Origin of the sequence: Streptomyces sp. RG80 (assembly GCF_040446465.1) — a bacterium.
Lineage (GTDB): Bacteria > Actinomycetota > Actinomycetes > Streptomycetales > Streptomycetaceae > Streptomyces.
On record NZ_JBEAAJ010000014.1, the window covers coordinates 183,737 to 208,055 of the forward strand.

20 protein-coding genes and 1 pseudogene are annotated in these 24,319 nt (G+C 73.0%); 10 read left to right on the plus strand and 11 right to left on the minus strand.

Features of this window, described 5'->3' with window-relative positions:
* Positions 1–16: 16 nt before the first annotated feature.
* From ABKA17_RS40315 to ABKA17_RS40325, 3 genes are read right to left on the minus strand one after another with little or no spacing between them, the layout of a single operon-like run.
* Positions 17–487 carry a roadblock/LC7 domain-containing protein gene (locus tag ABKA17_RS40315; RefSeq protein WP_502994524.1) on the minus strand — a complete coding sequence of 157 codons (471 nt, stop codon included), beginning with the start codon at positions 485–487 and terminating at the stop codon, positions 17–19.
* Entirely contained in the window at positions 484–3,018 is a 2,535-nt protein-coding gene (locus tag ABKA17_RS40320; protein ID WP_353697377.1) for a sensor histidine kinase, read from the minus strand. Before ABKA17_RS40320 ends, ABKA17_RS40315 begins: the two co-directional genes overlap by 4 nt.
* Before the next feature lie 54 nt (positions 3,019–3,072).
* Positions 3,073–3,846: an MHYT domain-containing protein gene (locus ABKA17_RS40325; protein WP_353697378.1), complete on the minus strand. Its 774-nt coding sequence runs from the start codon at positions 3,844–3,846 to the stop codon at positions 3,073–3,075.
* Positions 3,847–3,998: 152 nt separating this feature from the next.
* Between ABKA17_RS40325 and ABKA17_RS40330 the strand changes: the two genes are divergently transcribed.
* Positions 3,999–4,598, plus strand: coding sequence for a class I SAM-dependent methyltransferase (locus ABKA17_RS40330; protein ID WP_353697379.1), 600 nt, complete (start codon positions 3,999–4,001; stop codon positions 4,596–4,598).
* Positions 4,599–4,602: 4 nt separating this feature from the next.
* On the opposite strand, the gene ABKA17_RS40335 is transcribed toward ABKA17_RS40330, so the two are convergent.
* The gene (locus tag ABKA17_RS40335) at positions 4,603–5,358 is read right to left on the minus strand and encodes an alpha/beta fold hydrolase (RefSeq protein ID WP_353697380.1); all 756 of its coding nucleotides are present in this window, start codon (positions 5,356–5,358) and stop codon (positions 4,603–4,605) included.
* A gap of 122 nt (positions 5,359–5,480) precedes the next feature.
* Here ABKA17_RS40335 and ABKA17_RS40340 point away from each other — a divergent pair, with 122 nt between their 5' ends.
* Positions 5,481–6,005 carry a PadR family transcriptional regulator gene (locus tag ABKA17_RS40340; protein WP_353697381.1) on the plus strand — a complete coding sequence of 175 codons (525 nt, stop codon included), beginning with the start codon at positions 5,481–5,483 and terminating at the stop codon, positions 6,003–6,005.
* On the opposite strand, the gene ABKA17_RS40345 is transcribed toward ABKA17_RS40340, so the two are convergent.
* Positions 5,991–6,887 carry an oxygenase MpaB family protein gene (locus ABKA17_RS40345; protein WP_353697382.1) on the minus strand — a complete coding sequence of 299 codons (897 nt, stop codon included), beginning with the start codon at positions 6,885–6,887 and terminating at the stop codon, positions 5,991–5,993. The two genes, ABKA17_RS40340 and ABKA17_RS40345, sit on opposite strands and share 15 nt — an antisense overlap.
* Positions 6,888–6,985: 98 nt before the next feature.
* Here ABKA17_RS40345 and ABKA17_RS40350 point away from each other — a divergent pair, with 98 nt between their 5' ends.
* Both ABKA17_RS40350 and ABKA17_RS40355 read left to right on the plus strand, forming a co-directional pair.
* Positions 6,986–7,282, plus strand: a complete 297-nt coding sequence (locus ABKA17_RS40350) for a hypothetical protein (RefSeq protein WP_353697383.1) — start codon at positions 6,986–6,988, stop codon at positions 7,280–7,282.
* A gap of 135 nt (positions 7,283–7,417) precedes the next feature.
* Positions 7,418–8,245 carry a hypothetical protein gene (locus tag ABKA17_RS40355; RefSeq protein WP_353697384.1) on the plus strand — a complete coding sequence of 276 codons (828 nt, stop codon included), beginning with the start codon at positions 7,418–7,420 and terminating at the stop codon, positions 8,243–8,245.
* A 145-nt stretch (positions 8,246–8,390) separates the two neighbouring features.
* Here ABKA17_RS40355 and ABKA17_RS40360 read toward each other — a convergent pair whose 3' ends face one another.
* Together ABKA17_RS40360 and ABKA17_RS40365 are read right to left on the minus strand one after the other, a co-directional pair.
* A complete protein-coding gene (locus ABKA17_RS40360; protein WP_353697385.1) occupies positions 8,391–9,143 on the minus strand; it encodes a hypothetical protein in 753 nt (250 codons plus the stop codon).
* A complete protein-coding gene (locus ABKA17_RS40365) occupies positions 9,068–11,758 on the minus strand; it encodes a thioesterase domain-containing protein (RefSeq protein WP_353697386.1) in 2,691 nt (896 codons plus the stop codon). Before ABKA17_RS40365 ends, ABKA17_RS40360 begins: the two co-directional genes overlap by 76 nt.
* A gap of 269 nt (positions 11,759–12,027) precedes the next feature.
* Between ABKA17_RS40365 and ABKA17_RS40370 the strand changes: the two genes are divergently transcribed.
* Positions 12,028–13,413 (plus strand): tannase/feruloyl esterase family alpha/beta hydrolase, encoded by a 1,386-nt coding sequence (locus tag ABKA17_RS40370; protein ID WP_353697387.1) that lies wholly within the window; start codon positions 12,028–12,030, stop codon positions 13,411–13,413.
* Positions 13,414–13,423: 10 nt separating this feature from the next.
* Here the strand turns inward: ABKA17_RS40370 and ABKA17_RS40375 are convergent, their stop codons facing one another.
* Positions 13,424–13,606 carry a tail-anchor membrane protein gene (locus ABKA17_RS40375; protein WP_353697388.1) on the minus strand — a complete coding sequence of 61 codons (183 nt, stop codon included), beginning with the start codon at positions 13,604–13,606 and terminating at the stop codon, positions 13,424–13,426.
* 245 nt (positions 13,607–13,851) lie between these two features.
* Between ABKA17_RS40375 and ABKA17_RS40380 the strand changes: the two genes are divergently transcribed.
* Genes ABKA17_RS40380 through ABKA17_RS40390 form a run of 3 tightly spaced genes read left to right on the plus strand, consistent with a single transcriptional unit; the run spans position 13,852 to position 18,506 of the window.
* Positions 13,852–16,707 (plus strand): SCO1167/SCO6262 family helicase, encoded by a 2,856-nt coding sequence (locus tag ABKA17_RS40380; RefSeq protein ID WP_353697389.1) that lies wholly within the window; start codon positions 13,852–13,854, stop codon positions 16,705–16,707.
* On the plus strand, positions 16,704–17,939 hold the full coding sequence (locus tag ABKA17_RS40385; protein ID WP_353697390.1) for an SWIM zinc finger family protein: 1,236 nt from the start codon (positions 16,704–16,706) through the stop codon (positions 17,937–17,939). The genes ABKA17_RS40380 and ABKA17_RS40385 overlap by 4 nt, the downstream gene beginning before the upstream one ends.
* A gap of 6 nt (positions 17,940–17,945) precedes the next feature.
* Entirely contained in the window at positions 17,946–18,506 is a 561-nt protein-coding gene (locus ABKA17_RS40390) for a GNAT family N-acetyltransferase (RefSeq protein ID WP_353697391.1), read from the plus strand.
* Here ABKA17_RS40390 and ABKA17_RS40395 read toward each other — a convergent pair.
* Positions 18,496–18,897: an NUDIX hydrolase gene (locus ABKA17_RS40395; RefSeq protein ID WP_353697392.1), complete on the minus strand. Its 402-nt coding sequence runs from the start codon at positions 18,895–18,897 to the stop codon at positions 18,496–18,498. The two genes, ABKA17_RS40390 and ABKA17_RS40395, sit on opposite strands and share 11 nt — an antisense overlap.
* 125 nt (positions 18,898–19,022) lie before the next feature.
* Here ABKA17_RS40395 and ABKA17_RS40400 point away from each other — a divergent pair.
* Positions 19,023–20,359, plus strand: a pseudogene (locus ABKA17_RS40400) (esterase-like activity of phytase family protein).
* Positions 20,360–20,395: 36 nt separating this feature from the next.
* Here ABKA17_RS40400 and ABKA17_RS40405 read toward each other — a convergent pair.
* Complete coding sequence (locus tag ABKA17_RS40405; RefSeq protein ID WP_353697393.1) at positions 20,396–20,986, minus strand: hypothetical protein; 591 nt, start codon at positions 20,984–20,986, stop codon at positions 20,396–20,398.
* 448 nt (positions 20,987–21,434) lie between these two features.
* Positions 21,435–22,601, minus strand: coding sequence for a xylose isomerase (gene xylA / locus ABKA17_RS40410; protein ID WP_353697394.1), 1,167 nt, complete (start codon positions 22,599–22,601; stop codon positions 21,435–21,437).
* Between the two features lie 158 nt (positions 22,602–22,759).
* Between xylA and xylB the strand changes: the two genes are divergently transcribed.
* Positions 22,760–24,208, plus strand: coding sequence for a xylulokinase (gene xylB, locus ABKA17_RS40415; RefSeq protein WP_353697395.1), 1,449 nt, complete (start codon positions 22,760–22,762; stop codon positions 24,206–24,208).
* Positions 24,209–24,319: the final 111 nt, after the last annotated feature.

The following is a 24,319-nucleotide window of genomic DNA, read 5'->3' on the forward strand; positions in this document are numbered from 1 at the left end:
GGACCGCCCTCTCGTCTCATCCGGCGGGAGGCCGCGCGGCGACGCGCGGCGCCGTGTACAGGTGCTCGCCGACGCGTTTGACCAGCCGCGCCATCTCGTAGGCCACCAGGCCGATGTCGGCGGTCACGGCGGTGAGGAGGGCGAGGCAGGATCCGTCGCCGGCGGCGGCCACGAAGAGGAAGCCGTCGTCCATCTCGACCATGGTCTGGCGCACACCGCCCGCTCCGAAGTGACGGCCGGCGCCCTTGGCCAGGCTGTGAAAGCCGGAGGCCACCGCGGCCAGGTGCTCCGCGTCCTCACGGCGCAGGTCGCTCGACGAGCCCACGGCGAGGCCGTCGTTGGACAGCACCACGGCGTGCCGTACCTCGCTGACGCGCAGCACCAGGTCGTCCAGCAGCCAGTCGAGTTCGCCGGACCTTCCCCACTCTCGGTTCCGCTCGCGCGGGGGGACCCCCACGCCGTCCCTCATGCCGGGGTCCTGGATCATGCGAGGTCTCCTTCGCTGCTGTCGCTGACCGCGGGGGAATCCGGGCCGGCACCGCGGCCGGGCCGACGGCCGCCGCCGCGTGCCCAGCCGTCGCGGTAGGCCGCCATCCGGTCCCGAACGAGCTCGGGGGTGCGCCGGTCCTCGCGCCGCGGGTCGGGCTGCGGTTGCGGTTCCTCGGCGCGCGACTCGCGCAGCTGGGGGGCGAGGTTCGCCTGCCGGACGCGGCGCGGGAGGTCGTCCGATTCCTCGGAGTCGTCCGGGGGCCGGTGCAGTCGCAAGGTGGTGACTCCGGGGGGTGGGGTGTCGGCGGCCGCCTCCGCCCGGCTCTCCGCGGCGACCGGTGCGGGGGCGGGCGCGGGTGCCACCAGCGCGGGCCGGTCCGCCGGCGCGTGCACGGACTCCTGCGCCCGGGCGGGGCCGGGCACGCGCGCGTACTCGCGTTCGTGCTCCGCCGTCCTGCGAGGGGAACGTTCCTCCGATCCGCTGTGCAGCAGCGCGGTGGGCAGCAGGACGACGGCGGTGGTGCCGCCGTAGGGCGAGGTGCGCAGATTGACCTTGATGCCGTGCCGGGCCGCGAGCCTGCTCACCACGAACAGTCCGAGCCGGTCGCTGTCGAACAGGTCGAGTGCCTCGGACTGTTCGATGCGGTGGTTGGCCTCGGCGAGGGTTTCCTTGCCCATGCCCAGTCCCCGGTCCTCGACCTCGATCGCGTAGCCGTTGCCGACGGGTTCGCCGGTGACACGCACGCGTGTGTGCGGGGGTGAGAACTGCGCGGCGTTCTCGACGATCTCGGCCAGGAGGTGGGTGAGGTCGGCGACGGCTCCGCCGACCACGGCCGCCTCGGGCAGCTGGCGTACCTCCACGCGCGCGTAGTCCTCGACTTCGGAGACGGCGGCGCGGACCACGTTGGTCAGGGAGACCGGCATGCGCCAGGCCCGTCCGGGCGCGGCTCCGGAGAGGATGATCAGGCTCTCCGCGTGGCGCCGCATGCGGGTGGTGAGGTGGTCGAGCCGGAAGAGGTCGCTCAGTTCGCCCGGGTCCTCGGAGCGGCGTTCCATGCTGTCCAGGAGGCTCAGTTGGCGGTGGACGAGGACCTGGCTGCGGCGGGCCAGGTTGACGAAGACGCCGGAGATGCCGCTGGCGAGCTCGGCGCGTTCCACGGCGGCGCGCAGCGCGGCGCGGTGCACGGTGCCGAGGGCCTCGGCGACCTGCCCGGTCTCGTCCTCGGAGGGCGGTCCGGGGGGCGCCTCCGCCTGGACGTCGATCTCCTCGCCAGCCCGCAGTTTCCGCATGGCCTCGGGGAGTTTGCGCCGGGCGATCTCCAGAGCGCTGTTGCGCAGCCCCTCCAGCTCGATGACCAGGCCGCGTCCGATACGTACGGAGATGACGAGCGAGGCGGCGACGGCGGCGAGGCCGAGCAGGACGGCGGCACCGGCCGGGGTGAGCAGCCCGCGCGTGAACGGGTCCGCCCGGTCGCCGACTCCGCGTCCCGCGTCCTCCTCGATGGTCCGCATGCCGTTCTGCACGCGCGTGTGCGCCTTGCTCCAGGTCGCCTCGGGGGCCGCGGCGATCGCCGACGCGCCCGCACGGCTGGAGAGGACCTTGTCCTCGACGGTGCCGAGCGCGCTGTAGTCGCCGCCGGCGGCGAGGTCCTGCCAGGCGGCGCGTTCGGGGCCGCGCAGATCCGCGACGGCCGAGTCGGTGAGCGCGCGGCGGGTGTCGACGGCACCGGTGAACAGCCGCAGTCGCTCGCCCTCCAGACGGCCGGCGAGGCGGGCACCCGCCAGCAGGACGTCCTCCTGGGCCAACGCCTCGCCCGCGCGGGAGAACTCGAGCAGCACGCGTGCGTCGGAGCCGAGTTCGGCGTCCTGGATGCCGGTGAGCGCGCCGCCCACGCCGAAGGCGGTCGCGATGGTGCGGGTGTAGCGCCCGTACGTCTCGTCCCAGCCAGCGCGGCGGTCTAGTACCGCGGTCCGCAGGGAGCGCAGTTGTTCGGCGCCGACGACGAAGGTCTCCAGGCGCCGGGCCACTCCGGCGGGCAGTTCCTCGCCGTCGGCGACGGTGTTGTCGTCGCCGAGCCGCAGCTTCTCCAGTGCCTTGTCCGTGCGCTCCGCGAGCGTCCTGAGATCGCCGCCACGACTGCCGGCCGGGTCGGTCGCGTAGCGCACCGCGGCCGCGCGTTCGGCCTGGAGTGCCGCGACGGCGGCCGCGACCGGCGAGCGGATCTCGGAGTCCACCCGCTGCAACTGCCGTAGCCGGGAGACGTCCTGGGCGGTGCTGACGGTGGCGTACGCCCACAGGGCCAGCAGCGAGACGACCGGCACCATCAGCAGGCAGACGATCTTGGCGCGTACGGTGCGCGGGCGTATCAGCCACCGTCCCGCGCGCGTGGGCGTCTCGTCCGGTACGGCGCCCACCGGCTCGTCCGGGCGTTCGTCGGCCGGTGGTCCGGCGTGCGCGCGGCGGCCGCGGGCGAGGGGCGGAGCCGACGCCTCGGCGCCGTTCGTGGGGGTCCTACGGAGTGTACGCATGGCCTCCTGCCTCGGAAGTGGTCGGTGGGCGGGCCCGGCGGGCCGGCGGATCCCTCAATGGGTGACGCTCTCGACCGGCCGCTGGGCCGAGGCGGACGCCGCGCGCTCCCCCGTCGTCGGCGACAGGGCGACGAAGGCGGAGGTCAGGAACAGATAGGACCCGAGGCCGACGGCGAGGGGGAAGATGAACTGCATCGCCGTGGCCCCGGGCAGGGCCGCGCCGGAGGGGCTGACGCGCACGCTCACCGAGAACATCCCGGTGTAGTGCATGCTGCTCACCGCGGCGCCCATGATGAGCGAGGCGACGGTGACGGCGACGGGCGACTTGATGTTGAGCGCGGCCCACAGCGCGGCCGTCGCGGCGACGACGGCGATCAGTACGGACAGTCCGACGAGGACCGGGTCGTAGTCGACCTCGCCGTGCAGCCGTACGGCGGCCATGCCCAGGTAGTGCATGCTCGCCACGCCGAGTCCGGTGGTGAGTCCGCCGAGGAAGAGCGCTCGGGCCCGGTCCTTGCTGTAGCCGACGGCGAAGACGCCGGCGCAGACGACGAGCATGGCGACGAGCAGGCTCACGATGGTGAGCGGCACGTCGTAGCGGATGTCGGTGCCGCTGACGCTGAAGCCGAGCATGGCCACGAAGTGCATGGTCCAGATGCCGGTTCCGATCGCGGAGGCGGCGGTGATGAGCCAGTTGCGGCGCGAACGTCCCGTGGCGCCGAGCGCGCGGACGGTGCAGCGCAGCCCGAGTGCGGCGCCGATGCAGGCCATCACGTACGACAGCACGGGGGTCAGCCAGCCGAGGGCTGCGTGGTCCAGGTGTCCCATGGCTCCGGGACGCTAGTCGGGGCATGGGCGCACAAAGGGGGCGCATTTCGAAAGGTGTTGGAATATGACGCAGAGGTGCAGCTGAACGATCGCATCCCGCTCGAACGTGTGCGCAGGAGCATCATCCTTGTCGGTGAGGGATCATGCGGAACATGAGCGACGACCACACACATGTCCAGGAGTTCTTCGGCGCCCGGGCCGCCGGCTGGGACGCCCGTTTCCCCGACGACGGTCCCGCCTACGCCGCCGCGGTGGCCGACCTCGGGCTGCGTGAGGGCGACCGTGTGCTCGACGCCGGCTGCGGCACCGGACGGGCCCTGCCGCCCCTGCGGGCCGCCGTGGGAGCCTCGGGAGTGGTCCTCGGTGCCGATCTGACCCCCGCCATGCTCCAGGCCGCCGTACGGGCCGGACGGGACCGGGACGGGCAGTTGCTGCTGGCCGACGTGTCGGCGCTGCCGCTGCGCGCGCGGTCGCTGGACGCCGTGTTCGGGGCGGGGCTGATCTCCCATCTGCCCGATCCGGCCGAGAATCTGCGGGAGTTGGCGCGCGTGGTGCGCCCGGGCGGCACGCTGGCCCTGTTCCACCCGATCGGCAGGGCGGCGCTCGCGGCCCGTCAGGGCCGCCGGATCACCCCGGACGACCTGCGAGCGGAGCCCAACCTCCGGCCCCTGCTGGCCGGTTCGGGGTGGCGTATGACGTCGTACGTCGACGAGGACGCCCGGTTCCTGGCGCTGGCCGTACGGGAGGCCTGACCCCTCAGCCCTGTCCGGCGACCGCCGCCACGAAGGCGTCGGGGTTGTCGAACATGACGTTGTGACCGGCGCCGGGCACGATCACCACGCGCACGCCCGCGGCCTCCAGGGCGCCCCTGCCCGCGAGTTCACCGCTCGACTCGCCCTGGAGGTACACCCGCTCGACGGCGAGGCCTTCGAGGATCGTGCGCATGACGGGATCGGAGCCACGCCGCAGCCCGACGGCCGAGCGGTGCAGGGCGCGCGGATCGGCCAGTCGCATCGTCGCCGCCCACAGGGGCCCGACCTGCTCCAGCACGCGCGCGTGGCCACCGTCGACGAAGGCGTCCTCACTGTGGGAGGCGATGCCGCTGCTGCCCGCGGCGGGCGGCGGGAACGCGTCCAGGTTGGCCTCCGTGAGCACCAGGCGGGAGACGAGATCGGGCCGCCGGTGGGCGAGGACCAGCGCGACGGCGCCGCCCATGCTGTGCGCGATCAGCTCGGCGCCCGTGACACCGGCCGCGTCCAGCGCCGCCGCCAGGGCGCCCGCATGGTCCTCCAGTGTGTAACCGAAGTGCTCGGGCCGGTCACTGATGCCGTGTCCTGGCAGGTCCACGAACAGACTCCGCCGGCCCGCGAGTTCGGGCCGGGCCGCGATGTGGGCGTGGTACACGGACGAGACCGATCCGAGCCCGTGCACATACACGCGCGCGGGCTCCTCGCCGGGCACCTCCGTCCAGCGGATGCAGCTCCCCTTGCCGTCGAACTCGGCCTGCCTCATCGCGCACTCCTTCGAACGTCGTCGCCCTGCCGTCGCCACAGAAGATACATCGGTTACGAGGTATAGAGAAGCCGATGTATAGATCGGGCGATGTACCACCGTGCGTACGGCAGAATGCGGGCATGCTGGAGCTCGCCATCCTCGGTTTCCTGTACGACGCCCCCCTGCACGGCTACGAGCTGCGCAAACGCATCACGGCGCTCACCGGGCACGTGAAGCCCGTCGCCGAGAGCACCCTCTATCCGGCGATCAAGCGCCTGGAGAAGTCAGGCCTGCTGGAGCGCGCGACGGAGCCGGGCGCCGTCGCCGCGCCCCGCCACGTCCTGACCCTCACCGAGGACGGGCGACGCGATCTGCGCCGCCGGCTCGCCGAACCCGTACCGCGCGACATCACCGACGAGAACCGCTGGTTCACGCTGCTCGCGTTCCTGAGGCACCTGGACGACGCCCCCGCGCAGGCGGCCGTGCTGCGACGCAGGCTGGCGTTCCTGGAGGAACCGGCGAGCTTCTTCTACGAGGGCGACCGGCCGTTGCGCGCCGAGGAGCTCCACGATCCGTTCCGGCGCGGGATCCTGACGATCGCGCGCGCCACCTCCCGGGCCGAACTCACCTGGCTGCGGGACACCCTCGCGTCACTCGACGGCTGATCCGTCCAGGTGCCGCATGGGGCACCCGCGCACCCCCGGCACCGGCCGGGTGCCCAGCTCGTCCAGCCGGTAGCCGTTCGGATAGCCCTTGATCTCCCAGTTCTGCCGGGCGAAGTGCGGCGCGCGGCGCGGCGGCAGCAGCCGGACCGCGCGTCCGCGCATCCGTACGGCACGACGCACCCACGCGCGCGTGGCGGGACCCGGAGGCGGGTAGCGGAAGGCGCGCAGCAACGATTCGTCGAGCAGGGCGAGTGTCGAGGCGCGCAGGAGGGGGGCCAGCGGGCGCGGATACCAGAACGCCATCAGATCGAGCGTGGCGTCCGAGACCCGCCGCGCACCCTCGTCCCAGGCGAAGTTCTCCTCCTCGTAGGCGTCGAGGCAGGCCTCGAACTCCTCGTAGGTGGCGGGAATGCCCTGGATGCCCATGTGGCGCCCCAGAGTGCGGTAGTGGACGGCGGAGGCCACGATCTCGTGGCGCGACATCCTGCGCCACGCGTAGGCGTCTATCCACCGCCTGGGCATCACCACGAACGTGCACAGGACGTAGCGCATGTCGTCGTTGCCGATGTCGTAGCTGCCGTGCATCTGGTTGATGCGGCGGATCGCGGTGCGGCCCTGGTCGCTGCCGAAGCCGTGCTCCACGATGGCGTCGAGGAGCAACGAGGTGTCGTCGTATCGTTTCTGCGCGCGGTCCGTGAGCTCGGCGGTCTCGGCGAGCAGCCCTCCGATGGCGGGCACCGCGTAGGTTCGGTAAAGGGCCAGCTCCAGGGCTCGGGTGAAGTCCCAGGGGAACTCGTAGGCCGCCGAGAGCCGGTAGATCTCCGAGGCGTTCTCGTACGGGTCCATCCGCCGTATCTGTTCGAGCCGCTCGAAGCGCTTCACCGCGCTCTCCCCCTTCTGCCGCCGAAGCTCCAACTCTACGTTGAACAGGGGTAGATGAACGGTCGGTCAGCCAACCACGCAGGGGGAAGGTGGTCAGCATGTGGGACAGGATCCGCAAGTCCTTCGCGAGACTCTTCAGCACGGCGCGCGCGGACGGGGACGACGGCCGCGACAAGCGCACGCACAACCTGTTCGAGGCCGCCGCGGTCTACGTCTCGGCGTGTGCGGAGGACGACCAGGACCAGATCGACGAGGCGGTGGGCTGGGTGTCGCCCGAGGCGCTGTCGTTCGGGGTGAGCGAGCTGGCGTGCCGGGCGGTCATCGCGCTCGCGCGGGAGCGCGACGAGTCGCCGCAGACCGTGGCCCGTGCCCTCCTGGGGCTGCCGGCCGCCTGACCGACGCCTCATCCGTGGTCGTTTCGCCCCGTCCGGCCGGAAAACCGCTGCTCCGGGTGTGCTTGGGAGCCGTGACAAGCGCCTTCCGCGCACACTAGGGTGCGCGCCGTTGGACATACCGATGGGGAGGCTGGGATGGCCGGGACGGACGAGGACACCGTCGCCGCCGTGGACGACGCGCTCTATGTGCTCACGGCGGTACTGCTGACGCCGGCGAAGTTCCCGAGCGTGCTGGGCGACGACTATCCGGAGGCCTGTGCGGCGCTCGGTCTCGCGCCGCTCGCCGACGGATACGGTCTGGTGCTCGGTCAGGACGGCGACGGCTCCCGCTGGACGGTCGTCGTCGACGACGTCTCGCTGGTGGCCGTCGCGATCGCGTCCTGGGACTGCGGCATGGAGTACGACCTGTCGCCCGACGAGCGTTCGGTCGTCGCCGGCCTGCCGGGCTGGCCCCTCGCCGTCGCCGTGGCGGCTCCGGGCGTGCCCGCGCCGCACGACCCCGATCCGCAGGAGGCGGACGGTCCGGCGCTGACGCCGCCCGACACCAGCGTCTGGGGGCCGGCTCAACGACGGCTGGGGGCCGACGAGATCGCCCTGCAGTGGGCGGTGTGGCGCGAGCAGATCGACGACGCCGACTTCCCGGTGCCGGACCCGGACGAGACCGCCGAGAAGGCCGTCGAGGGCACTCCTCGGGGCCACAACGGCATCCGGCGCGTCCTCGCGGAGGCCCGCGGGTACGTGGAGACACCGCCGCCGCTGGGCCGGGTCCGCTCGTCCTTCGCACCGGGCGACGCCCGCACCCTGCGCGCCGACGGGCCCGGTTGGTCGCTGGTGGCCAGGACCGACGACATCGCCTTCGTGCTGCTCGACGACGAGCCCGGTGAGGTGCTGCCGGTCGGCCGCGGCCCGGAGCTGCCGGGGTTGCTGGAAGCGCTCGACAAGATGGCCGTGCGCCCCAGCTGAAACCGGGCATCGCCTGAACCGGGGCATCACGTGAACCGGGGCAGGCATCACGTGAACCGGGGAGTCACGTGAACCGGGGCATCACCTCAAACAGGTCGTCGCCCGGGCCAGGTCATGTCCGTGACTGGTCGTCACCTGGGTCCGGTCATCTCCGGCCGTCGCCGTCCGGGTCCACCATGAGGGCGTTCACGGCGGTGTCCGCGTCCTGGTGGGCTCGCAGCGCGTCGAGTTCGGCGCGCCAGGGTTCGTCCCAGGACGTCGCCCGGCCGCCCGCGCGGACCAGGTCCAGTGCGAGCCGGCCGGTCACCGCGCCGCCTCGGGCGCGGAGCATCCGGGCGGCGGCGAGCAGGGCGGCGCGCACCTCGGGCCGGTGCAGATCGCTCGGCACCGAGTGCCGCGTCGGCGGCCGCCCCGCCCCCGCCTCGCACTGCCGCGCGACTCGCTCCCACCGGGGCGCGTCGTGTTCGCCGTCGCGTACGGCCGCCATGGCGGTGTGCCAGCTCACGCGCGCGGCGTCGGCGTGGAGCCGTACGGTCTCCAGCGTGTCGGCCAGTGCGTCCAGGGCGGTCGACGGCCCTTCGCCGGCGCCCTGATCGGAGTACTCGGCGCACATGTGCAGCCGCCGCAGCGCGTCGCCACGCGTGCGTGGATCGCGGGTCCGGTCGGCCAGGGTGTCGAAGGCGCCGCGGAGCACCGGCCCGGTCACGGACCCGGGCAGCAGTTGGACGAGCCGGCGTGCCGCCGCGTCCCACACCTTGGTCGGGCGGGCCGGGGCGACGAGGGCGTCGGCGAGCGCCTGGACCCCGTGGGTCTCGCCCGGGGTCAGCCAGGTCGGCAGCACCTCGCACACGGCGGCCGCGGTGTCGTCGTCGCCCGTCCGTAGCAGCCGTACCAGCAAGGCGATGTACGGCTCCCTCGGAATCGTGTCCCCGAGGCGGCCGCGCGCCTGGACGATGCCGACGCGCGCGGCACTCTCGTGGGCCGCCTCCCGCAGACGGTCGGCGACTTCCGGGTGGTCGATCGCGGGCAGCAGGGCACGCGCGAGGACGGCGCGGACGTCCTGGTGCTGGAGTGGCGTGTCCCAGGCCGCGAGGAGGGCTTGGAAGGCGTCCGCCGGTCGAGGTCGGCCAGGGCCCTTACGGCCTCCTTGCGGGCGCCCACGGGGCTGTCGGCGGCACACACCACGGGCGCCAGCAGAGGTACCGCGTCGTCGTCCGGCCGGCGCGCGATCAGTCGCCGTACGGAAGCCATCGCGGCGCGGCCGCGCACGCCGCCGGTGCCCGCGTGCCGCAGCAGGAGGGCTACGGCATCGCGGTCCGGGGCCTCACCGAGGGCCCTGAGGGCCGCCGCCGCGACCGGCTGCGGTGCGTGCTCCGCCAGCGCCGTCAGCCGTTCGGGGTCCCTCAACGCCTGCGCGGCATCGGCTCGTACGCGCAGTGGAGCCGACTCGTCGAGGGCCACGCGCGCGTGGTGCTCCTCCCAGGCGTCCCGTTGGGCGGGCAGCCATCGTCCGGTGACGCCGGGGGCGAGCCGCGGTGCCCAAGGGGTGCGGCCGGCCCGCAGCCGGCCGGTGAACGCCTCTCGCGCGGCGGCCCGGACGAGGTCGAGGAGATCGGTGCGGCGGGTGGCGAGGGTGCGCAGGACGACGGGGACGGTGGCGAAGGTCGGGTCCAGGGCGACCAGTTCGGCGCAGCGTCGCTCGCGCAGCCGTGGCGGCGCGACCCAGACCGCCGCGGCACGTGCCGCGAGGTGCGGGTCGTCGCACTCGACGGCGAGCCTGCGGGTCTCTGCGTCGAGTTCGGGCAGCGTGGTGAGGTGCCGTGCGAGGAGTTCGGCGACGGCGGTGCCCACCTCGGGTCGGCGCAGTGCCGTCGGTGCGGTCGCCGTCCAGATGGCGCGGGCGGTCGGCTCGTCGACGTACAACGGAGGCAGCGCCTCGGTCTGTCCCGGTGCCGTGGCGAGTTCGCCGAGCAGTCCGGCCGCATTGGCCGCACGGCCCGTCGCCCCGGATGCCGCCGCACGCTCGACGACGCGGAACAGCAGCCGTCGCGCGGCCCGGACGGTGCCGGCCGTGGAGTCGCGTGACTGGACGGTGGTCAGGACGGCGTCGCGCAGAACGCGTTCGGGTATGGCGTCGAGCAACTGCTTGGAGGTGCCCGCGAGTTGTTCCAGGGCGGGGCGGCGCACGGCGTCCTGGTCGTGCCAGGCTCGTTCGCAGTCGGTGGCGATGCGGGCGAACTGTTCGGGGTCGCCCTCGAGTTCGGCGCAGACCAGCAGGGCGGGCCAGGCCAGGGACCGGTGCTGTACCCGGTGGTTGTCCGCGAGCGTCCTCAGCAGCGGCTCGCCCTCGGCGAGCGGCAGGGCTCGGGCCGATCGGGCCAGGCCCCACGGGCGGCGTTCGCTGCCCGCCGCCAGGGGGCGGACGAGATCCGCCCGGTCGGCGGCTTCGAGGGCGGCCAACTCGCTCAGCAGCGCCGGGACGGGCCGTGGCATGCCGCTGGTGTGCTTCTCCACGACACGTCGCCGCTCGGCGGGTGGAAGGAGAGCGAGCAGGGTGTCCGGGATGATCTCGGTGCGGCCCTCGGCAGGGGAGCGACGTCCGGCACAGGTGCAGTGTTCGGCGAGTTCCAACAGGTCCCGCGGGGGCAGGGCGAGGAGTGTGCGGCGCAGTGAGGGCGGCAGCGGCCCGGCGGGAACGAGGCGTGCCCGACCGCGGCCGCCGGGACCGGGGTGCGGTGTGCGCAGTACGGCCAGCGCTTCGGCCGGTCGGGAGAGGGCGGAGAGGACGGCCGCCGGAGTGAGCAGCAGTGGAGTGCGGTCCAGCAGCAGCAGCGCGGCGCGAGGGTCACGCCGGGCGGCCAGCGACGCGACGGCACGGTGGCGGCGGGCGAACTGCTGCGGCCAGTGCGCGTATTGGGCGGTCAGGTAGGTGGCGACGGCGTAGGGGGCGGTGCGGGCCAGGGAGTTGAGGATGCCGGGTGCCGGTTCGACGCGGGGCAGCCAGTCGGTCACGGTCTCGGGAGGGCAGGCGGGTAGCAGCGCGGCCGCTTCCCGGCCGCCGTGGCGTTCGTGGACCTGCGGCAGCAGCCTGGCCGCCAGTGCCGTACGGCGGCTCAGTCTGAGCAGTCGATAGGTGTCGTGGCGTACGGCCCTGATGTCACTCAGGGCCAGGCGTTCCAGGGCCGGTTCGGGTACGGGCAGCCGGATGGCCGCCGCGCGGGCCCGGCGTCCCAGCAGCGGGTCCGCGAGGGCCGCCGCCACCCGTTCCAGGTCGCGGCGGACGACGGCCAGGAACAACGCGGTGTGCCGGTCGGCGGCATCGCCGTGGTCGAGGGTGCGGTGGAGCGTCTCGTAGGCGCCGGGCGCGAGGGTGCGGGCGTAGCGCGCAAGGGCGCCGCTGCGGGCCGGGAACGGCAAGGAGTCGAAGTGGGCCCTCAACCAGGCGGGCGTCAGGGGCGCCGGCGGGTTCTGGGGCTGTGGGGACGGCGTCGAGGACGCCTCGTGTGTGGCCATCAGCGCTCACCGTGGAAGCGCTGGGCCTCCTTTCCATACGTCATGGGGCCCATGGTGGGATCCCGTTGATCAACTGCGCAAGCGGTTTTTCCGAGGCTCCGCGATCTCCGTCCTCCCTACGCCACTTCGACATACGGAGTCACAGGCGGCGTCACATGCGGCACCCATACGGCGACCTCATTCCATGTGGCCCCGCCCCATGGATGGCGCCGCGCAGCACTCGCACCATGAGGCAGCCCGCGACCCTTCGCCCCTTCCCGGAGGCCCTCATGCGTGTGTCCCGCGCTGTCCCGTTCCTCGCCGTCACCATGATGGCGACGGCCCTGACCTGGCCGACTCCCGCCGCAGGCACGGCGGATGCCCACTGCGCACGCCAGGGCCGCGTCCACGTGCCGGGGGCGGCCTTCCAGCGGAGCGCCTGTCTCACGGACCTGACGACCACCGGGCTGGCCGGTACCCCGTACACCGACATGGCCGATCAGGCGGGGCTGACGGCCAAGGCGACCCGTACGCCGTCGGGGGTGCCGGGGGTGCAGATCGACGGCTACTTCCCGGACTCCTCCCGCTTCAACGCCACGCATGGCTGGCAGCACGACGCGCAGTTCGTGATCCGGCTGCCCGACCGATGGAACGGTGGACTCGTCGTCACGGGCGCACCGGGTACGCGCAGGCAGTACGCCACGGACACGGCGATCTCCGACCGCGTGCTGGCGCAGGGATATGCCTACGCCGCGACCGACAAGGGCAACAACGGTGCCGACTTCTACCGCGACGGCAGCCGCCCCGGTGACGCGGTGGCCGAGTGGAACGCGCGCACCACCCAGCTCACGCGGGCGGCCGAGCGAGCCATCGCCCAGCGTTACGGGCACACCCCGCGGCGCACCTACATGACGGGCATCTCCAACGGCGGCTATCTGACGCGCTGGCAGCTGGAGAACCACCCCGAGCTGTACGACGGCGGCGTGGACTGGGAGGGCGCGCTGTGGACCGAGGACGGCCCGAACCTGCTCACCTCGCTGCCCACGGCCGTGGCCCGCATGACCGGCTCGGCGCGCGACGAGGACCTGTACGCGGCAGGCTTCGCGCGCGGCTCGGAGTTCCTGTGGCCGTACCACGAGAAGGCCTACTGGGGTGTCACGCAGAAGATCTACCGGGCCGAGTTCGACCCGTCCTACGATCCCGGCTGCCCCGGTCCGACCGCCGGGGCCACCCCCGAGCAGGTCCTGGCCCCATGTGCCACCGACGCCGCCTACGACTACGCCTCCCGTCCCGAGTCGGTCCGTCGGGCCGTGACCCGGGTGGCGCTGACCGGGCGGATCGGCCGGCCGCTGATCACGTTGCACGGCGATCTGGACGCGCTCCTGCCCAAGGCCGTCGACTCGGACGTGTACGCGCGCATGATCGACGCGAGTGGACGGGGCCGCCTGCACCGCCACTACACGGTCGAGGGCGGTACGCATGTCGACGGCCTGTACGACACCTATCCGGACCGGTTGCGGCCGATCCTGCCCTGCTACCGGTCGGCCTTCGACGCCATGGTGTCCTGGGTGGAGCGGGGCACCCCGCCGCCCGCGGACCATGTCGTGAGCAGGCCCGCGAGCGGCGAGGTGGTCGACTCCTGCACCCTGGCCGACCGGACCGAGGCGGCCCGGTAGCCCGAGGGTCTCAGCGACCGAGCTCCTTGCGTGTGACACGGCGCAGCCTGCGCCGTTGCGAGGGGTCGAGCGTGAGGTACGCGGCGGCCGGTACTCCCAGGACGATCAGGAGCGCGGCCCACCACGGCAGCCAGAACAACAAAAGGATGCCGGCCGCCACACCTCCTGCGGCGATCTTCGCGTTCTTCGACATGTGTCGCCTCCTTCGCGGCCACTGCCGCTCTCTGTCCTGAGAACGGGCCCACGCTCCCCGCGGTTCCGTACCGCGACCCTGAGACGTCCCTGAGGCGCGACCCCGACGCGTCCCTGAGTCCGGGATACCCAGCCCACCCCGAAGTGACCCAGGTCACGGTCCGATGATTGCAGGTGAGCCACGGAAGTGCTGTAGCCTCGGCCACTCCGCGCCGAGTAGTCAAGTTTGAGGAGTGTTCCATTCCTGTGCCGAGGATTCCCGCGGCAACACCATCCGAGATCTCGCAACTGGCCCGCTGCAGTGCCGTGTTCGTGCCCGGTGACCCGGCCCGCACCGGCTGTGTCGCCTTCTGGCATCCCGAGGGCGACGCACCACCGGTCGTCACATCGGGATCCGTCGAGGACCTGACCGTCGTCCGGCCCGGCGAGGAGGGCGTCGAGGCGGTGACCGTGTCGGCCGTGCTCATGCCGGTACGGGCCGCCCTGCCCGTCCTCACGCGTGCGCGTGCCGTCGCGCACGGACACCGGGCGACCGTGTTCTGGGGCACGGCCGCCGTGCACGCCCTCCAGCTCGCGGCCCGCGGGCTGCTGCTGCCCGGTCTGTCCAAGGACGACTACGACGCCTGGCGCGCGGGTCCGCTGCGCCCCGAGGACGTCGAACGCGTCCGGGCGCTCGCCGCCTCGATGCCGCCCGAGGCACACGCCGTACCGCTGGACACCGGCGAACCGCTCCGTCTGCCCGACCCCGAGCGACTGCTGCGCGCCTTCCTCGACGCGGTCGCCGACACGCTGCCCCGCTCCCCCGCGGCGGCGCTCGTGACCGGCGGCCCCGCCTACGCGGCGCGGGAACCACGACACGTGCCCGAGCACCGGGCCTGGGCGGCCGACGTGGCCGCGGGCCACGACGCGGGCGTACGGCTGTCGCTGCGGATCGAGCTGCCCGGTCTGGCGGCCGCGGTGCGCGACGACACCGCCTTGGTGTTCCGGGCCGTGCTCCAGGTGCACGGTGTGAGCGATCCGGCGCTGGTCGCCGACGCCGCCGAGGTGTGGGCCGGGGCCGACGGGGTGTTCGGCCCGCGCGCGCGGATGGACGTCCTGCTCGCGCTGCGCCGCGCGGTCCGTGCCTGGTCTCCGCTCGCGCCGCTGCTCTCCGCCGCCGTGCCGGACGCCGTCGAACTCGCCGACGAGGAGGTCACCGATCTCCTCTCCACGGGCGCCCGGACCCTGGCCCTGGCCGGCGTCGACGTGCACTGGCCCAGGGAGCTGGCCCGCAAGCTGACCGCCCGCGCAGTGGTCGGCCCACCGGACGACGAGACACCGCCCGGCAGACTCGTGTCGGACACCCCGTCGTTCCTGTCCGCGGACGCGCTGCTGGCCTTCAACTGGCGGTTCGCACTGGGCGATCAGCAGCTCACCCGCGAGGAACTCGACCGGCTGGCCGAGGCGACCCGCCCGGTCGTACGGCTGCGCGACCAGTGGGTCCTGATCGACCCGCAGGAGGTGCGCCGGGCCCACGCCCAGCAGGATCGCAAGGTCACCCCCATCGACGCGCTCGGTGCCGCTCTCACGGGCTCCACAGAGATCGACGGCCACCGGGTCGACGTACACCCCACGGGGTGGCTCACGACCCTGCGGGAACGGCTCTCGGACCCCGAGGCGCAGGAGCCGGTCGGGCAGCCCGCTGCGCTCGCGGCCACGCTGCGGGACTACCAGCGGCGAGGCCTCAACTGGCTCGCGCGGATGACCTCTCTGGGGCTGGGCTGCTGTCTCGCCGACGACATGGGGCTCGGCAAGACGATCACGCTCATCGCCCTGCATCTGCACCGGCAGACGGATCCGGCGACCGCCGGTCCCACCCTGGTCGTGTGCCCGACCTCGCTCATGGGCAACTGGCAGCGCGAGATCGAGAAGTTCGCCCCGGGCACCCCCGTGCGCCGCTTCCACGGGCCGCGACGCGACCTGGACGCCCTGGCCGACGGGGAGTTCGTGCTCACCACGTACGGCACGATGCGGCTCGACGTCGGCCGGCTGGCCGACGTCCCGTGGGGCATGGTCGTGGCGGACGAGGCGCAGCATGTGAAGAACCCGTACTCCGCGACGGCACGGCAGCTGCGTTCCATCGGCGCACGCGCACGCGTGGCGCTCACCGGCACCCCGGTGGAGAACAACCTCTCGGAGCTGTGGGCCATCCTCGACTGGACGACGCCCGGCCTGCTGGGCCGGCTCGGCACGTTCCGCGCGCGGTACGCGCAGGCCGTCGAGGGCGGCCGGGACCCACGCGCCGCCGAGCGGCTCTCGCGGCTGGTGGGACCGTTCCTGCTGCGCCGCCGCAAGTCGGATCCGGGTATCGCCCCGGAACTGCCGCCCAAGACGGAGACCGACCGCGCGGTGTCGCTCACCAAGGAACAAGCGGGCCTGTACGAGGCCGTGGTGCGCGAGACGCTCGCGGAGATCTCCGGCGCCGACAGCATGGCGCGGCGCGGGCTGATCGTGAAGCTGCTGACCGGGCTGAAGCAGATCTGCAACCACCCGGCGCAGTACCTCAAGGAGGAGCGGCCGCGGATCGTCGGACGGTCCGGAAAGCTGGAGCTCCTGGACGAGTTGCTCGACACCATCCTCTCCGAGGGGGCGAGCGTGCTGGTCTTCACGCAGTACGTGCAGATGGCACGCCTCATCGAGCGGCACCTGGGCGACCGCGGGGTGGCCTCGCAGTTCCTGCACGGCGGCACGACCATCGCCGGACGCGAGGCCATGGTGCGGCGTTTCCAGGACGGTGAGGTCCCGGTGTTCCTGCTGTCGTTGAAGGCCGCCGGCACCGGGCTGAACCTCACCCGGGCCGAGCACGTCGTGCACTACGACCGCTGGTGGAACCCGGCCGTGGAGGCGCAGGCCACCGACCGCGCGTACCGCATCGGGCAGCACCGGCCCGTCCAGGTGCACCGGCTGATCGCCGAGGGCACCATCGAGGATCGCATCGCCGACATGCTGAACCGCAAACGGGAGTTGGCCGACGCGGTGCTCGGCGGCGGGGAGGCCGCACTCACGGAACTGACGGACGCGGAACTGGCGGATCTGGTCGAACTGCGAGGGGGCACCCGATGAGTGACGAGAACGAGCGCACCTTCGCGGCCTTCCCGCCCGCGCGCGGGCGGGGTTTCGCGCAGACCTGGTGGGGCCAGGCCTGGTTGAAGTCGCTGGAGGACGCCGCCCTCGACTCGCAGCAGCTCAAGGTCGGCCGCCGGCTGGCACGCGCCGGAGCCGTCGGCGCGGTGTCGGTACGGCCGGGCCGCATCACGGCCGTCGTCCAGGACCGCGACCGCACCGCACACCGGGCCGACGTCCTGCTGGCGGAACTCTCCACCGAACAGTGGGACCGCTTCCTGGACATGACCGTCGAACGCGCCGGGCATGTCGCGGCGCTCCTGGACCGTGACATGCCGCCGCACCTGGTCGAGGACGCGGCGGCCGCCGGGGTCGAGCTCCTGCCGGGCATGGGCGATCTGGAGCCGGAGTGCGACTGCGGCGCCTGGGACCACTGCGGGCACACGGCGGCGCTCTGCTACCAGGTGGCGCGGCTGTTGGACGAGGATCCCTTCGTCCTGCTGCTGATGCGAGGACGCGGTGAACAGGCTCTGCTGGACGCCCTCCAGGACCGCACCACCGGCGCCACCGAGGCGCCTGCCGACGAACCCGAGGGAGTCGACGCCGACGAGGCGTTCGCGGCCGGCGACATCCTTCCCCCGCTGCCCGCCCTGCCGGAGCTCCCCGAGGAGCCGGGCGTGCCTCCGTCCCTGGACACCGAGACGCCCGCCCCGCCCGGTCTGGAGCCGGCCGCCCTGGAGTTCCTGGCCGCCCGGGCAGCGGAGCAGGCACACCGGTTGCTGGCCGGACAGGACGTCTTCGAGGACGAGTTGACGCTCGCCCAGGACGCGGTCCGACTCGCCACGGGCGCCCCCGGAGAGGCCGTACTGGACCGGCTGGCGATGGGCACCGGGCGCACCGCGGAGGAGCTGGCACTGGCCGTGCGCGCGTGGCGGGACGGAGGTGCTGCCGCGCTGGAGGTGCTCGAGGAGGAATGGCCCGTGGAGGGCGAAACGCTCGCACGCGCGCGTGCCGCGCTCGACACGGCGTGGGACGAGGACGAGCGGCCGTCGTGGCGGGCGCGGGGCAACCGGTGGACGGTGGTGGGCTCTTCGAGCCAGCTGCGCCTCGGACGGGACGGCCGCTGGTGGCCGTACCGGAAGGTAGAGGGCCACTGGACCCCGGCGGGCGGCGCCGCCCATGATCCCGCGACCGCGCTGGCGGCGGCGCAGGAGGTCCTGGAGATAGGTTGACGTGCCATGAGGCACTTCGGCCAGAACATCCTCACCGTCGCGGACGAGCTCACCGAGGCGTACGTCGAGATCTTCACCGCTCCGCCCTGGGACGACCGGAACGCCGAGGAGACCCGCTCGGCGTTCCGGGAGCGGCTGGAGACCGACGCGCGGCGGCCCGGCTTCCGTGCCGTGCTGGCGCTGTCGGACAGCGGTGCGGTGGACGGCTTCGTCACGGGCTGGACGACGCGGTCCCCCTTCCGCGCTGACCGCGCGTACGGCAAGGTCACCCGGCGACTCGGCGCCGACCGCGTCGACGAGTTGCTGGTCGGCGCCTTCGAGGTCGACGAGTTGGGCGTACGGTCCCACGCGCGCGGCACCGGTCTCGGCCGTCGGCTGCTGACGGCCCTGACCGCCACCGTGCCCGACGGCCGGGCGTGGCTGCTGACCTGGGACCAGGCGCACGACACGCTCGCGTTCTACCGGCGTACCGGCTGGACGGAGCCGACACCGCTGCCCGGTCAGGAGACGGACGTGGTGGTGTTCCTGTCGCCCGCCCGGACCGCGCCCGCCCCTGTCATGCCGTGAGGCGGCCCTGCCACAGCATCGGCAGCACATGGTCCCGGACCGCCGGTGCGATACGGATGTCGTCCTCGTGCCCGGTGATCCAGCGCAGGCCCGCCAGTTCGGCGGCGACGCGGGGCACCTGGACCAGGCGCGCGGCGTAGAGAGACATCCGCATGGGCACACCCTCGAGGGCCGCTACGGCCTCCACGTCGATCAGGAAGCGCGGCTCCAGCGGCCGTACCCCCAACTCCTCGTCCAGTTCGCGATACAGGGTCTCAAGCGGCGCCTCACCCGGGTCGGGCTTGCCGCCGGGCACATAGAAGACATCGGGAGCCGCTTTCTTGCTCACGACCAGCAGGCGCCCCTCCTGGACGATCGCGGCCGCCACGACTTCCAGTACCTCTTGTGTCATGGGACCCATCCTCACCCATGCTCGACGAGCGCCCGCCATGCCTCGTTCACCCACCGGTCGCACGGTGTTCGAGGCGGGGCCCAAATCTGGCCGCTGTCAGCTGACTTGTCATCCCTGGAGGCCCGATGTCCTCGTCTGCCGGCGGCCGGCGCCGCGTCCACCGTTCCGTCGCGGCGGGCGTGCCGTTCGCCGTGCTGGCCGCGCTCGTGGTGGCCTCGCCGGCCTCGGGCGTGCCGTCCGGCGAGCCGCATGTCACGCGCGTGGCGACGCTCGGGGACATCCCGTTGGGCGCGTTCAGCGACGCGCTGCTGCCCGGCACGGTGGCCGACGACCGGGGCGTGGACCTCGGCGGCATCGGCAGCGACATCTACCCGGCGGGCGGCCGGGGCGAGTTCTGGACCGTCACCGATCGCGGGCCGAACGGCCAGATCAAGGTGGACGGCACGAAGCGCCGCACGTTTCCCGTGCCCGGCTTCGACCCGGCGATCGTGAGGATCAAGGTCTCCGGCGACCAGGTGAAGGTGCGGGACGCGATCGCGATCACCACCTCCTCCGGCAGGCCCGTCACGGGGCTGTCGAACCAGCACGGACGCGACGAGGCGCCGTACACCTATGACGCGAAGGCTCCGCTGTCGTACGTCCCGAACGGGCTGGACACCGAGGGCATCGTGCGGGCCGCGGACGGGAGTTTCTGGCTGGTCGACGAGTACGGGCCGTCCCTCGTCCATGTCTCCGCGCGCGGGAGGGTGCTCACCCGCTACGTCCCCGAGGGACTGGACCTCACCGGCGCCGACTACCCGGTGGTGGAGGCGCTGCCCGCCGTTCTGCTGCACCGGAAGATCAACCGCGGCTTCGAGGGGCTCACCCAACTGCCGGGCGGCGACCTGGTGCTGGCGGTGCAGAGTCCGCTCTCCCTGCCGGACACCGATGCGGGAGAGGCGTCGCGGACGACTCGGCTGCTGCGGTTCTCGCCCAAGAAGAAGGCGGTCACCGCCGAGTATGCGTACCGCTTCGACCCGGTGGACGTCGTCGACCCCGGCGAGGACGACACCTCCGAACTGAAGATCTCCTCGGTGGTCGCCGTGGGCGGCGACCGGCTGCTGGTCGAGGAGCGCACCGACAAGGCCGCGCGGCTCCAGCTCGTCCGCCTGGCGCGTACGGCGAACATCCTCGGTGGCCCCTACGACGACGCCACGACCTCCCCGTCACTGGAGCAGCTCGACGATCCGGCCGCCTCCGGTGTGCCAGTGCTCGCCAAGCGGCTGGTCGTCGACCTGGGCACCGTCGAGGGGGTACCGGGGAAGATCGAGGGCGTCGCGCGCGTGGACCGCGACACGCTCGCCCTGATCAACGACAACGACTTCGGGATGACGGCGCGGGAGCGTTCGACGCGCAGGGCCGGCTGGTCGACAGCGGGGTGGAGACGACGGTGACGTACGTGCGGCTGCCGCGCGGCATCTGATCGCGGCAGCGCTGGAGTTCATGCCAGTGGATCGGTTCACGTCAGTGGGGCGGTGAGCTTGCGGGTGCCGCCGGTGTCGGCCGCGAGGCTGCACGCGACGTTGTCGATGCCGAGCCGGTAGCCGGCGGGATCCGGGTACTGCACCAGGATGCCGCGCACGGTCCCGTCGGGCTGGTCCGCCGCCTTGCTGTCCAGGGTTCGCTCGCAGAGGTCGGACGCGGCCTTCTTGAGGGCGGCGTCGGAGGTGTAGTCGCCTTCGAGTTCCGTCACCTTCACGACCTCGGCGTCGTGCGGCTTCGCGCAGGAGCGCTTGGCCGCCTGCCCGGGGCGGTTGTCGTCGGTGTCGAAGCAGTCACCGGCCCGCAGCAGGTAGTAGGGCATCTCGTCGGCCGCCAGCGACGGGATCAGCGATTCGAGACCGCTCGGGAACTCGCTCGGCAGGTCGGTGGGGAACTGCGAGGGCAGTCGGGTCGGCAACTCGGTCGGCAGCTTGCTGGGCAGTTCGGTCGGCAGGCTGAAGGTCGGTCGGGGCGAACTGCTCGCGCTGGGCCTGTCGCCGGGCGAGTCGTCGCTGTTGCCCACGGCCATCAGGACGATCGCGGCCACGGCGGCACCGGCCACGAGCACGGCGAGCAGGATGAACAGCGGGTTGCGGCCCCGGCGCGGGCCATCGGGCGGTTCCGGCGGCGGAGGCGGTTCCCATCCCCCGTACGAGGGCGGGCCGTTGCCGCCGGGAGGCGGGCCGTACCCACCGGGCGGCGGGCCATATCCTCCGGGAGGTCCATGACCCCCTCCCTGGCCGAAGCCTTCAGCAGGAGGTCCGAAACCGCCCCCGTAGGGCGGTGTGTCGTCCGGCGGCCCGGGCGGCTGGGGCGGTACGGGCGGCATGGCCATACCGTCCAGGGTCGCCGCGCACCGGGCAGGACGCGACCCCCACACGGAAGTTGATACGGACTCATGCCACGGATGGCATCGTTCCGGAGCATTCCGTGCAGGGGTCGGTCATGCCGTGCACGCGCGCGTGCCTGACAAAACCACTAGGGGTTCACGCGCGCGTGCGCTCATGGGGCGGTGTTCAGCCGCGTGCCCCCAGCAGGTGGTCCATCGCCAGCTGGTCGAGCTGCTCGAAGGCCATCCCGCGCGCGGCGGCCGCCTCGACGTCGAACTCCTCGAAGGCCGTACGGTCCGCGAGCAGCGACTTGAGGCCGTCCGCGGCCGTGGGCTGCGCCAGCTCGTCCAGACGGGCGGCGCGCAGCGCCTCCTGGACCTGCGGGTCGGCGCGGAAGGCGGCGGCGCGCTCCTTGAGGATGAGGTAGTTGCGCATGCAGCCGGCGGCCGACGCCCAGACGCCGTCGAAGTCCTCGGTCCGCGGCGGCTTGAAGTCGAAGTGCTTCGGGCCCGCGTAACCGGCGCTCTCCAGCAGGTCGACCAGCCAGAAGGCGGACCGCAGGTCGCCGGCGCCGAAGCGCAGGTCCTGGTCGTACTTGATGCCGGACTGGCCGTTGAGGTCGATGTGGAAGAGCTTGCCCGCCCACAGGGCCTGCGCGATGCCGTGCGGGAAGTTCAGCCCGGCCATCTGCTCGTGGCCGACCTCGGGGTTGACGCCGTACAGCTCCGGGCGCTCCAGGCGCTCGATGAACGCCAGGGCGTGGCCGACGGTGGGCAGCAGGATGTCGCCGCGCGGCTCGTTCGGCTTGGGCTCGATCGCGAACTTCAGGTCGTAACCCTGCTCGGTCACGTACTCGCCGAGGAGGTCGAAGGCCTCCTTCATGCGGTCCAGGGCGACGCGTACGTCCTTGGCGGCGCCGGACTCGGCGCCCTCGCGGCCGCCCCAGGCGACGTAGGTCTCGGCGCCGAGCTCGACCGCCAGGTCGATGTTGCGGATCACCTTGCGCAGGGCGTACCGGCGCACGTCACGGTCGTTCGCGGTGAACCCGCCGTCCTTGAAGACCGGGTGCGTGAAGAGGTTGGTGGTGGCCATCGGCACCTTCATGCCGGTCGCGTCGAGGGCCTCGCGGAAGCGCTTGATGTGGCCCTCGCGCTCGGTGTCCGAGGACCCGAAGGGGATCAGGTCGTCGTCGTGGAAGGTCACACCGTGGGCGCCGAGCTCGGCCAGGCGCCGCACCGTCTCGACGGGGTCGAGGGCACTCCGCGTGGCGTCGCCGAACGGGTCCCTCCCCTGCCAGCCGACGGTCCACAGGCCGAAGGTGAACCTGTCATCGGGGGTGGGCTGGTAGTTCATGACGGGCTCCTTGCTCGCTGACGACGACTTCGCACGACTATTTCGTCATGGCCGTTTACAAATTAGTATGCGATCGCGTCTCTGGGAAGAGACAAGATGTCTCCGACGGTCTTCGGCCGGAGACACGAGCCGCTTGAGCACGCAAAAGGGAGAGCCCGATGTCAGCTGCCGAGGGTCCGCTCGTCGTCGGCGTGGACACGTCCACGCAGTCCACCAAGGCCCTGGTCGTCGACGCGTCGACCGGACGGGTGGTGGCGAGCGGACAGGCGCCGCACACCGTCTCCGCCGGGGCCGGCCGCGAGAGCGACCCGCGCCAGTGGTGGGACGCGCTGTGCGAGGCGCTGCACCAGTGCGGCGACGCGGCTCGCGAGGCCGCCGCCGTGTCGATCGGCGGGCAGCAGCACGGCCTGGTCACGCTGGACGCGCGCGGTGAGCCGGTACGCCCCGCACTGCTGTGGAACGACGTGCGCTCGGCGCCGCAGGCGGCCCGGCTCGTCGAGGAGCTGGGCGGCCCCAAGGCCTGGGCGGAGCGCACCGGCAGCGTGCCGGGGCCCTCCTTCACGGTCACGAAGTGGGCCTGGCTGGCCGAGAACGAGCCGGACGCGATCCGCGCGACCAAGGCGGTGCGCCTCCCGCACGACTACCTGACCGAGCGCCTCACCGGCCAGGGCACGACCGACCGGGGCGACGCCTCCGGCACCGGCTGGTGGGCGTCGGCGACCGAGGCGTACGACGCCGAGACCCTCGCGCACGTGGGGCTCGACCCCGCCCTGCTCCCCCGCGTGGTCCGGCCCGGCGAGGTGGCGGGGACCGTACGGGACGGCCACGACCTGCCGTTCTCCAAGGGCACCCTGGTCGCCCCCGGCACCGGCGACAACGCGGCCGCCGCACTGGGCCTCGGGCTGCGTCCGGGCACACCGGTGCTCAGCCTGGGCACCTCGGGGACGGTGTACGCGGTCTCCAAGCGGCGCCCCGCCGACCCGACCGGCACCGTGGCCGGGTTCGCCGACGCGCACGGCGACTGGCTGCCGCTCGCCTGCACCCTGAACTGCACGCTCGCCGTCGACCGGGTCGCCGCCCTGCTGGGCCTCGACCGCGAGGCCGTGGAGCCGGTGGACCCCGCCTCCGGCGTCACGCTCCTGCCCTACCTGGACGGCGAGCGCACGCCCGCCCTGCCGGGCGCCTCGGGCCTGCTCCACGGCCTGCGCCACGACACCACCGGCGGCCAGCTCCTCCAGGCCGCCTACGACGGTGCCGTCCACGCGCTGCTCGGCGCGCTCGACCTGGTCCTCGACGAGGACGCGGACCGCTCCACACCGCTTCTGCTGATCGGCGGTGGAGCCCGGGGCAAGGCCTGGCAGGACACCGTTCGGCGGCTCTCGGGCCGCCCCGTGCAGATCCCCGAGGCCAAGGAGCTGGTCGCGCTGGGCGCGGCGGCCCAGGCGGCGGGCCTGCTGACCGGTGAGGATCCGGCCGCGGTCGCCCGGCGCTGGAACACGACCGCGGGGCCGGTGCTGGACGCCGTGGAGCGGGACGAGGCGACGATGGCGAGGATCTCCGGGGTACTCTCCGACGCGGCTCCGCTGCTGGACAGGCCGGCGGGCTGAGCCCTCGGCCGCCGGAAAGGTGGGCGGAGGTCCGGTGCGGCCTCCGCCGTGAGGGCGGCGGACGCCGGGTCCCGGCGATCAGGGAGACTGGCGGCGACCGCGGAGGTTTCC

Excerpts from the sequence above, each read along its gene's own strand:
- xylB (WP_353697395.1), top strand. The coding sequence starts at position 22,760 with ATGTCAGCTGCCGAGGGTCCGCTCGTCGTCGGCGTGGACACGTCCACG.
- ABKA17_RS40370 (WP_353697387.1), top strand. The coding sequence starts at position 12,028 with ATGCGTGTGTCCCGCGCTGTCCCGTTCCTCGCCGTCACCATGATGGCG.
- ABKA17_RS40350 (WP_353697383.1), top strand. The coding sequence starts at position 6,986 with ATGTGGGACAGGATCCGCAAGTCCTTCGCGAGACTCTTCAGCACGGCG.
- ABKA17_RS40335 (WP_353697380.1), bottom strand. The coding sequence starts at position 5,358 with ATGAGGCAGGCCGAGTTCGACGGCAAGGGGAGCTGCATCCGCTGGACG.
- ABKA17_RS40320 (WP_353697377.1), bottom strand. The coding sequence starts at position 3,018 with ATGCGTACACTCCGTAGGACCCCCACGAACGGCGCCGAGGCGTCGGCT.
- ABKA17_RS40390 (WP_353697391.1), top strand. The coding sequence starts at position 17,946 with ATGAGGCACTTCGGCCAGAACATCCTCACCGTCGCGGACGAGCTCACC.
- ABKA17_RS40375 (WP_353697388.1), bottom strand. The coding sequence starts at position 13,606 with ATGTCGAAGAACGCGAAGATCGCCGCAGGAGGTGTGGCGGCCGGCATC.
- ABKA17_RS40340 (WP_353697381.1), top strand. The coding sequence starts at position 5,481 with ATGCTGGAGCTCGCCATCCTCGGTTTCCTGTACGACGCCCCCCTGCAC.
- xylA (WP_353697394.1), bottom strand. The coding sequence starts at position 22,601 with ATGAACTACCAGCCCACCCCCGATGACAGGTTCACCTTCGGCCTGTGG.
- ABKA17_RS40385 (WP_353697390.1), top strand. The coding sequence starts at position 16,704 with ATGAGTGACGAGAACGAGCGCACCTTCGCGGCCTTCCCGCCCGCGCGC.
- ABKA17_RS40330 (WP_353697379.1), top strand. The coding sequence starts at position 3,999 with ATGAGCGACGACCACACACATGTCCAGGAGTTCTTCGGCGCCCGGGCC.
- ABKA17_RS40355 (WP_353697384.1), top strand. The coding sequence starts at position 7,418 with ATGGCCGGGACGGACGAGGACACCGTCGCCGCCGTGGACGACGCGCTC.
- ABKA17_RS40315 (WP_502994524.1), bottom strand. The coding sequence starts at position 487 with ATGATCCAGGACCCCGGCATGAGGGACGGCGTGGGGGTCCCCCCGCGC.
- ABKA17_RS40325 (WP_353697378.1), bottom strand. The coding sequence starts at position 3,846 with ATGGGACACCTGGACCACGCAGCCCTCGGCTGGCTGACCCCCGTGCTG.
- ABKA17_RS40395 (WP_353697392.1), bottom strand. The coding sequence starts at position 18,897 with ATGACACAAGAGGTACTGGAAGTCGTGGCGGCCGCGATCGTCCAGGAG.
- ABKA17_RS40365 (WP_353697386.1), bottom strand. The coding sequence starts at position 11,758 with ATGGCCACACACGAGGCGTCCTCGACGCCGTCCCCACAGCCCCAGAAC.